This window comes from Acrocarpospora catenulata (genome assembly GCF_018476525.1).
GTDB lineage: Bacteria > Actinomycetota > Actinomycetes > Streptosporangiales > Streptosporangiaceae > Acrocarpospora > Acrocarpospora catenulata.
This window is the reverse complement of the sequence record NZ_JAHCST010000002.1, coordinates 345,669-357,993: the sequence shown is the minus strand read 5'-3', so window position 1 is coordinate 357,993 and position 12,325 is coordinate 345,669. Positions and strand designations below refer to the sequence as shown.

Below are 12,325 nucleotides of genomic sequence, written 5' to 3'. Positions count from 1 at the left end.
GAGCAGGCGGCGACCATCCCGGTGACGTTCATGACCGCCTATTACGGGCTGATGGATCTGGCCGGGCTGCGGGCAGGGGAGTCGCTGCTGGTGCACGCCGGTACGGGCGGTGTGGGCATGGCGGCCATCCAGCTGGCCCAGCGGCTGGGGGTCGAGGTGTACGCCACGGCCAGCCCGGCCAAGTGGGACGTGCTGCGTTCGATGGGCATCCCAGACGATCACATCGCCTCGTCGCGGACCCTGGACTTCGAGGAGCAGTTCCGCGCGGTCCGCGGTGAGCGGGGGATCGATGTGGTGCTCAACTCGCTGACCGGGGAGCCCATCGACGCCTCGGCGCGACTGCTCCGTCCGGGCGGCCGGTTCATCGAGATGGGCAAGCTGGACATCCGCGACCAGGCGCAGTTCCCCGGGCTGGTGTATCACTGGTTCGACATGCTGGACGCCGGCGCCGAGCGGTTGCAGCAGATCCTGGCCGAGGTGATGGAGCTGATCGCGGCCGGTGAGTTGCGGCCGTTGCCGTTCACGGCGTGGGATGTGCGGCGAGGCCGTGAGGCGTTCCGGTTCATGAGCCAGGCCCGCCACACCGGCAAGATCGTGCTGACCATGCCGCGCCGCTGGAACCCGGAAGGCACCGTGCTCGTCACCGGCGGCACCAGTGGTCTGGGCGCGGAGGTGGCCAGGCATCTGGTGGCCAAGCACGGGGTGCGGCATCTGCTGCTGGCCAGCCGCCGAGGCCCCGACGCCCCCGGTGTGACAGAGCTTCACCAGGAGCTGAGCGATCAGGGTGCCCAGGTAACCATCAGCGCCTGCGACATGTCCGACCGGGACGCGGTGGCCGGCCTGCTGGCCGGGATCGACGCCGAGCATCCGCTGACCGTGGTGATTCACGCGGCCGGCATCGTGGATGACGGGACGATCGCCTCGCTGACACCGGAGCGGGTGGATGCGGTGCTGCGGCCGAAGGTCGATGCGGCCTGGCATCTGCACGAGCTGACCCAGGGCCTGGACCTGGCCGAGTTCGTGGTGTTCTCCTCGCTGGCCGGGCTGATCGGCAACGCGGGGCAGGGCAACTACGCGGCGGCCAACGCCTGGCTGGACGGGCTGATGGCGCGGCGCCGGGTACAGGGGCTGCCGGGGCTGTCGCTCACCTGGGGATTGTGGGCGCAGGCCACCGGGATGACCGGGGGCATGTCGCAGGCCAGCGTGCAGCGGATGGCCGCCGCCGGGATTCCCCCGATCAGCACCGAGCAGGGTCTGGCGCTGTTCGACGCGGCCATCGGCTCGGATGCACCGCTCGTGGTCCCGGTGCGGATGAACCTGTCGGCGATGCCCGCTCATCTGGTGCCGCCGTTGCTGCGCGGGCTGGTGCGCGGCACCCGCCGTACGGCCGCCGCGCTGTCGGCGGCCGGAGGTGGTGGTGCGGGCGAGGCGCTGTCCCGGCAGTTGGCCGGTCTGGCTCACCCCCAGCGGATCCAGCTGCTGGTCGACCTGGTCCGGGCGCAGGCCGCCGCCGTCCTCGGGCATTCCTCCGTGGAGGGGGTGGATGTCCGGCGTGAGTTCCGTGAGCTGGGCTTCGACTCGCTGACCGCGCTCGAACTGCGCAACCGGCTCAACGACGCCACCGGGCTGCGCCTGCCCTCCACCCTCGTCTTCGACTACCCCACCCCCACCGCACTCGGCGAGTACCTGCTCAGTGAACTGCTCGGCGTGCACGGCGACGCGATTGCGCCGGTGGTCGCCACCGCGGTGGCGGACGACCAGATCGCCATCGTCTCGATGGCCTGCCGCTTCCCCGGCGGGGTGAGCTCTCCGGAGGATCTGTGGCGGCTGATCGCCGACGGCCGGGACGCCATCTCCCCGGTGCCCAGGGACCGGGGCTGGCAGGTGCAGGGTGAGCTGGGCTTCCAGGGCGGGTTCCTCGTGGACGCGGCCGAATTCGATCCGGGGTTCTTCGGTATTTCGCCGCGTGAGGCGCTGGCGATGGATCCGCAGCAGCGGCTGCTGCTCGAGACGTCCTGGGAGGCGATCGAGCGGGCCGGGATCGACCCGGTCTCGCTGCGCGGCAGCCGTACCGGTGTGTGGGCCGGGGCGATCTTCCACGACTACGGGATGAGCGCTGAGTTCTCGCCGGAGGTGATGACCTTCGTCAGCACCGGTAGCGCCGGGAGCATCCTCACCGGCCGTGTCGCGTACGCGCTGGGTCTGGAGGGTCCGGCGGTGACGGTGGACACCGCGTGTTCTTCGTCGCTGGTGGCGATGCACATGGCGGCGCAGGCGCTGCGCTCGGGCGAGTGCGATCTGGCGCTGGCCGGCGGCGTGAGCGTGATGGCCACGCCGGGCGTGTTCATCGACTTCAGCGCGCAGGGCGGGCTGGCCGGCGATGGGCGGTGCAAGGCGTTCTCCGACACCGCGGACGGCACCGGCTGGTCCGAGGGCGTCGGCCTGGTGATGCTGGAGCGGCTGTCTGACGCCCGCCGCAACGGCCACCATGTGCTCGCGGTCGTGCGTGGCTCCGCCGTCAACCAGGACGGCGCGTCGAACGGGCTGACCGCGCCGAACGGTCCTTCGCAGCAGCGGGTGATCCGTCAGGCGCTGGCCGTCGCGGGATTGTCCGCCGCGGACGTGGACGCGGTCGAGGCGCACGGCACGGGTACGACGCTGGGTGACCCGATCGAGGCGCAGGCGCTGCTGGCGACCTATGGCCAGGATCGGGAGGAGGGTCGGCCGCTGCTGCTGGGCTCGATCAAGTCGAACCTCGGTCACACGCAGGCGGCCGCCGGTGTGGCCGGTGTGATCAAGATGGTCCTGGCGATGCGGCACGGGGTGCTGCCTCAGACGTTGCACGTGGATGCGCCGTCGTCGCACGTGGACTGGGCCTCCGGCGCGGTGGAACTGCTGACCGAGCCGGTGGAGTGGCAGGAGACCGGCCGTCCGCGCCGGGCGGGTGTGTCCTCCTTCGGGATCAGCGGCACCAACGCGCACGTGATCTTGGAGCAGGGGCCGGAGGCTGCTGTCTCGGAGCCGGTGGAGCAGGCGCCGGGTGTCGTGCCGTGGGTGGTTTCGGCGAAGACCGAGGAGTCGTTGCGTGGCCAGGCCCGTCGTCTGGCGGCGCACGTGGAGGCCGGCGATCTGAACCCGGTCGACACGGCGTTCTCGCTGGTGGTGTCGCGGTCGGCGTTCGAGCACCGCGCGGTGGTGGTCGGCCGTGACCGCGAGGAACTACTGGCGGGCCTGTCCGTGGTCGAGGCCGGTGAGTCGGCGGCTCGGGTGATCGCGGGAGTGGCCGACGTCGATGGCAAGTCGGCGTGGGTGTTCCCGGGTCAGGGAGCGCAGTGGGTCGGCATGGGCAGGCAGCTCCTTGAGGAGTCGCCGGTCTTCGCGGGTCGGATGGCCGAGTGCGCGGCTGCTCTGGAGCCGTTCGTGGACTGGTCGCTGCTGGACGTGATCCGCCAGACAGAGGGTGCTCCGTCGCTGGATCGGGTGGATGTGGTCCAGCCGGTGTCGTTCGCGGTGATGGTCTCCCTGGCTGCGGTCTGGGAGTCCCTGGGGCTCCGCCCCGACGCCGTGGTCGGCCACTCGCAGGGCGAGATCGCCGCCGCCGTGGTCGCGGGCGGCCTGTCGCTGCAGGACGGTGCCCGGATAGTGGCGCTGCGCAGCCGCCTGATCGCCGACCGGCTGGCCGGGCTTGGCGCGATGGCGTCGGTGGCGTTGCCGGTCGAGCAGGTGCGTGAGCGGCTGGCCGGCTGGGACGGCCGGGTGTCGGTCGCGGCCATCAACGGCCCCAGTTCGGTGGTCGTGGCCGGTGAGGTCGTCGCGGTCGAGGAACTGGTTGAGCGGCTTGCCGCCGAGGAGGTGCGGGTCCGGCGGATCGCGGTGGACTACGCCTCCCATTCGGCTCAGGTCGATCTGATCGGTGCGGAGCTGGCGCAGGTCCTGACCGGGGTGGTGCCGCAGCCGGTGCGGGTGCCGATGCTGTCGACGGTGACCGGCCAGTGGCTGGAAGGGCCGGAACTCGACGCGGCGTACTGGTGTGACAACCTGCGCAACACGGTGGCCTTCGCCCCGGCGATCGGGCAGCTGCTGGAGCAGCGATACCGGGCGTTCGTGGAGGTGAGCCCGCACCCCGTGCTGACGATCGGCATCGGGGAGTGCGTGGACCAGGCCGCGGTGGACGCGGTGATCGCTGGGACCCTGCGCCGGGATGAAGGCGGGCTGGACCGTCTCCTGGTCTCGGCGGCCGAGCTGTTCGTACGCGGCGTGACGGTGGACTGGCAGGCCGTACTGACCGGTGGGCGCAGGGTCGACCTGCCGACCTACGCCTTCCAGCACCGGCGGTTCTGGCCGAACGCCAAGCAGAGCGGTGATGCCCGTGTTCTCGGCCTGTCCGCGACCAGGCACCCGCTGCTGGGCGCGGCGATGCCGCTGGCCAACTCCGACGGGGTGGTCCTGACCGGGAGGCTGTCGGTGAGCGCCCAGCCGTGGCTCGCCGATCACCTGGTGGCGGGCTCGGTGGTGGTACCGGGCAGCGTGTTCGTGGAGCTGGCGATCAGGGCGGGTGACCAGGTCGGCTGCGACTTGGTGGAGGAGCTGACGCTGGTCGCGCCGCTGGCGCTGGGCGAGGGCGAGGCCGTCGCGGTCCAGGTATGGGTCGATGCCACGCAGGAGCAGGGCCGCCGAAGCCTGAGCGTCTACTCCCGGTCGGCGGACGCGGCCGATGATGTGCGGTGGGTGCTGCACGCCACCGGCACGCTAGCGACCGGTGCTCCGGAAGCCGTGCCGTTCGATACGGCGATGTGGCCCCCGGCCGGGACGACCGCCATCGAACTGGATGGCCTTTACGATGAGCTGGCCACCCGAGGGCTGGCGTACGGTCCGGCGTTCCAGGGCCTGCGGGCGGCCTGGCAGGGTGCTGACGGTGAGATCTTCGCCGAGCTGAGTCTGCCGGAGCACGTCGGTGGAGCGGATTCGTTCGGGTTGCACCCGGCTTTGCTGGACGCGGTCCTGCAGGTGACGCCGATCGCCGATGCCGAGGCTGTCCAGGAACCGTTCTCCTGGGGTGAGGTGTGCCTGCACGCGGGCGGCGCCTCGATGCTGCGGGTACGGCTGGCCGGGGCGGGCGACGACGCTGTGTCGCTGAGCGCGGTCGACGCGTCCGGGTCACCGGTGGTGACGGCCCGGTCGGTGGTCCTGCGACCGATCTCCACCGAGCAGCTCGCTCTCGATGGCCGTGACGTCGGCCGGGACACGCTGTTCCGGGTGGAATGGTCCGTCTTCGGCGGTCTGCCGGAAGCTGACCCGGTGCCGGTGACGGTGCTTGACCTGGACGCGCTGGATCTCTCGTCCCTGGCGGGGTCGGGTGTGGTGCTGACGGAGGTGGTCCGGGATCCGGCGGCCGGGGTGGCGGAGTCGGCGCATGAGCTGACCACCCGCGTTCTGGATCTGCTGCAGCGGTGGCTGGCCGATGAGCGGTTCGCCGATTCGCGGCTGGTGTTCCTCACCCGGGGCGCGGTCGTGGCCGATGCCGGTGAGGACGCGCCGGATCCGGTGGGGGCGGCGGTCCGAGGTCTGGTCCGTAGCGCCCAGTCGGAGAATCCGGGCCGTTTCGTGCTGGTCGATGTGGACGATCAGGAGATCTCCGCACCGCTGCTGGCCGGAGTGCTGGCGTCGGGCGAGCCGCAGGTCGCGGTGCGCGGTGACGAGGTGCTGGTGGCCCGGCTGGCACGGGTCGTGCCCGGTGCCGAGGTCGAACGGCCGTGGGATCCTGACGGCACGGTGTTGATCACTGGTGGGACCGGTGGTCTGGGCGCGCTGTTCGCGCGGCATCTGGTGGCCGAGCGCGACGTACGGCACCTGCTGCTGGTCAGCCGCCGGGGTCTGGAGGCTCCGGGCGCGGTGGAGTTGCGAGCCGAGCTGATCGCACACGGTGCCGAGGTCACGGTCGCGGCCTGCGATGTGACCGACCGGGACGCGGCGGCTGCCCTGCTGGAGCGGGTGCCGGCCGAGCATCCGCTGACCGCGGTCATTCACACCGCCGGTGTGCTGGATGACGGCACGATCCCCTCGCTGACGCCGGAGCGGCTGGACGCGGTGCTGCGTCCCAAGGTGGACGCCGCCTGGCATCTGCACGAGCTGACCAAGGACCTGGACCTCGCGGCGTTCGTGGTCTTCTCCTCCCTCGCGGGGGTGATGGGCAACGCGGGTCAGGGCAACTACGCGGCGGCGAACGCGTTCCTCGACTCGCTGGTCCAGCTGCGCCGGGCGCAGGGGCTGCCCGGGCTGTCGCTGGCCTGGGGCCTGTGGGCGCAGGAGACCGGGATGACCGGTGGCCTCGGCGCGATCGAGCTGCGCCGGATAGCGCGGGCGGGCATGCCGCCGCTGTCGCCCGAGGAAGGACTCGCGGCGTTCGAGTCGGCTGCCACGTCGGCGCAGACGGCGGTGGTCTCGGTGCGGCTGGATCTGCCGGTCCTGCGCACGTTCCCTGAGGTGCCGCATCTGATGCGGGGCCTGGTGCGGGCAGGCCGCCGATCGGCGGTCTCCACCCCGGTGGCCGGAGACGCGGAGCTGGTACGGCGGCTGGTCGGGCTGGGCGAGAACGAGCAGGTGCGGCTGGTGGCCGAGCTGGTGCGCGCTCAGGCCGCGGTGGTGCTGGGGCACGCGTCGGCGGACGCGGTCCAGGCGCGGCGTGAGTTCCGCGAGCTGGGCTTCGACTCCCTCACCGCGGTGGAGCTGCGTAACCGGTTGAACGCGGCGACGGGGCTGCGGCTGCCGGCCACGCTGGTGTTCGACTACCCGACGCCGGCCGTGCTGGCCCGATTCCTGGTGTCGGAGTTGCTGGGTCGCCAGGACCTGGCCGCGGCCTCGGGTGTGGTGGCCGCGCAGCAGGCGGGAGTCGCGGGCGATCCCATCGTGATTGTGGGCATGAGCTGCCGGTTCCCCGGTGGGGTGGACTCGCCGGAAGGTCTGTGGCGGCTGCTGTCCGAGGGCGAGGACGCGATCACCCCCTTCCCCACCGATCGCGGCTGGGACATGGAGATGCTGTTCGGGTCCGACAGCCGGGGCAGCAGCGCGACCGATCAGGGCGGGTTCCTGCCTGATGTGGCCGGGTTCGACGCCGGGTTCTTCGGGATCTCGCCGCGTGAGGCGCTGGCGATGGACCCGCAGCAGCGGTTGCTGCTGGAAGGGGTCTGGGAGGCCGTCGAGCGGGCCGGGATCGACCCGGTCTCGCTGAAGGGCAGCTCCACCGGCGTGTTCGTCGGCACCAACGGCCAGGACTACTCAAGCTTGATCGTGGGCGCTCAGGCGGATATCCAAGGCCATGGCGTCACCGGTCTGTCGGCCAGCGTGTTGTCCGGCCGTCTCTCGTACACGCTGGGTCTTGAGGGCCCGGCGGTGACGGTGGACACCGCGTGTTCTTCGTCGCTGGTGGCGATGCACCTCGGGGTGCAGGCGCTGCGCTCGGGCGAGTGCGATCTGGCGCTGACCGGTGGCGCGACGGTGATGGCCTCGCCGCTGGGGATCATCGGTTTCAGCGCCCAGGGCGGGCTGTCGTCGGACGGCCGGTGCAAGGCCTTCGCCGACACGGCGGACGGCACCAGCTACTCCGAGGGCGTGGGCATGCTGGTCCTGGAGCGGCTGTCGGACGCCCGCCGCAACGGCCACCAAGTGCTGGCGATCGTGCGTGGTTCGGCGATCAACCAGGACGGCGCGTCCAACGGCCTGACCGCGCCGAACGGTCCTTCGCAGCAGCGGGTGATCCGGCAGGCGCTGGCCAATGCCGGAGTGTCGCCGTCCGAGGTGGACGCGGTCGAGGCACACGGCACGGGAACCGCGCTGGGCGACCCGATCGAGGCCCAGGCGCTGCTGGCCACCTACGGCAAGGACCGGCAGGGGGACCGCCCGCTGCTGCTGGGCGCGATCAAGTCCAACATCGGTCACACGCAGGCGGCCGCGGGCGTCGCCGGTGTGATCAAGATGGTGCTGGCCCTCCGGCATGGCGTGCTGCCCAGGACGCTGCACGTGGACGAGCCGTCCTCGCACGTGGACTGGTCCTCCGGCGCGGTGGAGCTGCTGACCGAGCCGGCCGAGTGGCCGCGGAACGGTCACCCGCGCCGGGCCGGTGTCTCCTCCTTCGGGATCAGCGGCACCAACGCGCATGTGATCTTGGAGGAGGGGCCGGAGGTTCCGGCCGGTCCGGATGTGGAGGATCAGGCGCCGCCCGCTGGTGTGGTGCCGGTGCTGGTCTCGGCCAAGACGGATCAGGCGTTGCGGGCGCAGGCCGAGCGGCTGGTCTCGCATGTGCGGGAGCGCGGTGAGGTCGCGCTGGCCGATACGGCGTTCGCGCTGGCCACGACGCGGTCGGCGTTCGAGCATCGTGCGGTGGTGCTGGCCGGGGACCGTGACGGTCTGCTGGCCGGGCTGGGCGCGCTGGCCGAGGACCGGCCGGGTGCGGGTGTGGTGCGTGCGGTGGCCGGGGCGGAGCCTCAGCTGGCGGTGCTGTTCACCGGCCAGGGCAGCCAGCGGGCGGGCATGGGCCGGGAGCTGTACGAGCGGTTCCCGGTGTTCGCGGAGGCGCTGGACGAGGTGATCGCCGAGCTGGAGCCGGCCGGGCTGGGTCGTTCGTTGCGTGAGGTGCTGTTCGACGACCAGGCCGGGCTGCTGGACCAGACGGGGTGGGCGCAGCCGGCGCTGTTCGCGGTGGAGACCGCCCTGTTCCGGCTGGTCGAATCGTGGGGTGTGCGGCCGGATGTGCTGGCCGGTCATTCGATCGGGGAGATCACGGCCGCTCACGTGGCCGGGGTCCTTTCACTGAGCGACGCATGTGCGCTGGTGGCGGCCCGGGCGCGGTTGATGCAGGCGTTGCCTGAGGGCGGGGCGATGGTCGCGGTCCAGGCGTCCGAGGATCAGGTTGCCGATCTGCTGGCCGGGCGCGAAAACCAGGTGTCGGTCGCGGCGGTCAACGGTCCTGCCTCGCTGGTGCTCTCCGGGGTCGAGGAGGCGGTCCTTGAGGTCGCCGCCGCGCTGGAATCCCAGAGCGTCAGAACGCGGCGGCTGCGAGTGTCGCACGCGTTCCACTCGCCGCTGATGGATCCGATGCTGGAAGACTTCCGCACGCTGGCGAGCAGGCTCACCTACAACCCGCCGCAGATCCCCATCGTGTCGACCCTGACCGGCCAGGCGGCCACGACCGAGCAGGTGTGCTCGCCGGGCTACTGGGTGGACCAGGTCCGCGGCGCGGTGCGCTTCGCTGATGGCGTCCGCACGCTGGAGACTCAGGGCGTACGGGCCTATCTGGAGCTGGGCCCTGACGGCGTCCTGACCGCGATGGCCCAGGACACCCTTGCCGCGGAGTTCGACAACGTGCTCGTGCCCGTGCTGCGCAAGGATCGAGACGAGCACACGGCGGTGATGATGGCGCTGGCCCGGCTGCACGTGCACGGGGTGCCGGTGGACTGGCGGGCGGTGCTCCCCAGGGGGGGCAGGGTCGATCTGCCCACCTACGCCTTCGAGCACCGCAGGTACTGGCCCGACAGCGCCGGTTCCGGCGGAGGGAACGTGGCGGCGGCGGGCCTGGCCGCCGCGGATCACCCGCTGCTGAGCGCGGCGGTCGGGCTGGCCGACTCCGATGGGATGGTGCTGACGGGACGTATCTCGCTGCGAACGCATCCGTGGCTGGCCGATCACGCGGTGGCCGGCACGGTGATCTTCCCCGGCACCGGGTTCCTTGAGCTGGCGGTCCGGGCGGGTGACCAGGTCGGCTGCGATGTGGTCGAGGAGCTGACGCTGGTCGCCCCGCTGGTGCTGGGCGAGGGCGAGGCGGTCGCGGTGCAGGTGTCGGTGGCCGCGCCGGAAGAATCGGGCCACCGGAGCGTGAACGTCTACGCCCGCTCGGCGCAGGCCGGGGAGGATGTGCCGTGGGTGCGGCACGCCACCGGCACGCTCGCGACCGGTTCTCCGGCAGCGGGGTCGTTCGATGCGGCGGTCTGGCCGCCGACCGGCGCGACCGCCGTCGAACTGGACGGCTTCTACGACGAGCTGGCAGACCAAGGACTGGAATACGGTCCGGTGTTCCAGGGGCTGCGGGCGGCCTGGCAGCGCGACGGTGAGATCTTCGCCGAGGTGGCGCTGCCCGAGCAGGCGCAGTCCGAGGTGGGTGCGTTCGGTTTGCATCCGGCGCTGCTGGACGCCGCGCTGCACGCCGTGATCTTCGCCGGGCTGGACGATTCCGAGGGTGGCCTGGTGCCGTTCTCGTGGGCCGGGGTGTCTCTGGAGGCCGGCGGAGCGTCGGCGCTGCGGGTCCGGCTGGCCCGCACCGCTGACGACTCGGTGGAGCTGGCGGCGGTCGACGCGGCGGGTGCGCCGGTGGTGTCGGCGCGGTCGGTGGGGCTGCGGCCGGTCTCCGCCGGAGAACTGGCCGTGTCGGACCGCGGCATCGGCTGGGAATCGCTGTTCGGGATCGAGTGGAAGGCCGTGGCGGGCACGCCGGAGACCGGGGAGACCGGCGACGTGGCGGTGTTCGGATTGGACGACTGGGGAGCGGCCACCGCGGATGCGGTACCGCCCGTGGTGGTGCTGGAGGTGGCCTCGGATCCGGCGGCTGGAGCGGTGGAGTCGGCGCACCTGCTGACCACCCAGGTGCTGGGGGTCGTACAGCAGTGGCTGGCCGATGAGCGGTTCGCCGATTCGCGTCTGGTGTTCCGCACCCGGGGTGCGATCGCCGCGGGTGACGGTGAGACGGTCGCGGATCTGCCGGCTGCCGCGGTGTGGGGTCTGGTCCGTAGCGCCCAGTCGGAGAATCCGGACCAGTTCGTGCTGGTCGATGCGGACGAGCACGAGATCTCCGCACCGGTGCTGACCGGGGTCCTGGCGTCGGGCGAGCCGCAGGTGGCGGTGCGCGAGGGTGAGATGCTGGTGCCGCGCCTGGCGCGGATACTGCCCGGCGACCTCCCGGGTGTCTCCGACATCGACTCGGTCGGGGACGGCGCCCGCTCGTGGGATCCGGACGGCACAGTGTTGATCACTGGTGGAACCGGTGGTCTGGGCGCGCTGTTCGCCCGGCATCTGGTGGCCGAGCGCGGCGTACGGCACCTGCTGCTGGTCAGCCGGAGGGGCCTGGACGCCCCAGGCGCGGCGGAGCTGCGGGCCGAGCTGATCGAGCTCGGTGCCGAAGTCACGATCGCCGCCGGTGACATGGCCGACCGGGACCAGGTCGCGGACCTGCTGGCCGGGATCGATGCCGGACATCCGCTGACCGCGATCATTCACACCGCCGGTGTGCTGGCCGATGGGACGATCCCGTCGCTGTCGGCCGAGCGGCTGGACAGTGTGCTGCGGCCGAAGGTGGACGCGGCCTGGCACCTGCACGAGCTCACCCAGGACCTGGACCTGGCCGGGTTCGTGGTCTTCTCCGCGCTCGCGGGTGTCATCGGCGCGCCTGGTCAGGGCAACTACGCGGCGGCGAACGTGTTCCTGGACGCCCTGGCCCAGCTGCGCCGCGCGCGGGGGCTGGCCGGGTTGTCGCTGGCCTGGGGTTCGTGGGCTCAGGACAGCGGCATGACCGGCACGTTGAGCGGCACCGAGATGCGGCGGCTCGCCCGCCCGGGTATGCCGCCGCTGTCGGCCGAGCACGGTCTCGCCGCGTTCGAAGCGGCCACCGCCTCGGCCCGGGCGATGGTGGTACCCGTGCGGCTGGACCTGCCGGTACTGCGCGCGATGGGCGAGGTCCCGCACCTGATGCGCGGCCTGGTCCGCGTCGGCCGCCGCGCCGCGGCCTCCACCTCCGCGGGCGGAGGGGAAGAGCTGGTCCGCCGCCTGGCGGAACTGGACGAGGCCGAGCAGGTGCAGCTGGTGACGGAGCTGGTGCGCACGCAGGCGGCACTGGTCCTGGCACACGAGTCGGCGGAGGCGATCCAGCCGGGACGGGAGTTCCGCGAACTGGGCTTCGACTCCCTCACCACGGTGGAGCTGCGCAACCGGCTGAACGCGGCGACGGGACTGCGGCTGCAGGCCACCGTCATCTTCGACTACCCCACCCCCGCGAGCCTCGCCGAACACCTTCTGGCAGAGCTCGCGCCCGGGGAGAACAAGGCCACGGAACTGTCCTTGCTGGCCGATCTCAACCGCTTCGAGACGGCACTTTCCGGCCACGCGCTGAACGAGGTCGCGAGAAACGGCATCGTCACCCGGCTGCGCCACCTGCTGGCGACGGTGAGCGAGACCGGCACGGAGACTAGTGAAATCACAGTCGCCGAAGTGCTCGAATCGGCGAGTACCAAGGACATTCTCGGCTTCATTGAAAGCGAGCTGGGCCGCCTCAAAGATCTGTGAT

1 protein-coding gene (running past one end of the window) is annotated in these 12,325 nt (G+C 71.7%); it reads left to right on the top strand.

Translation table 11 applies throughout. The features are described 5' to 3' along the window. A protein-coding gene (locus tag KIP79_RS48890) for an SDR family NAD(P)-dependent oxidoreductase (RefSeq protein WP_372453510.1) crosses the window boundary here: on the top strand, positions 1-12,324 show its 3' portion. 17,130 nt of this gene lie to the left of the window's left edge; 12,324 of the gene's 29,454 nt are visible here — the last part of the coding sequence; its start codon lies off the left edge, out of view; the stop codon is at positions 12,322-12,324. The last annotated feature ends 1 nt before the right edge of the window (position 12,325 follow it).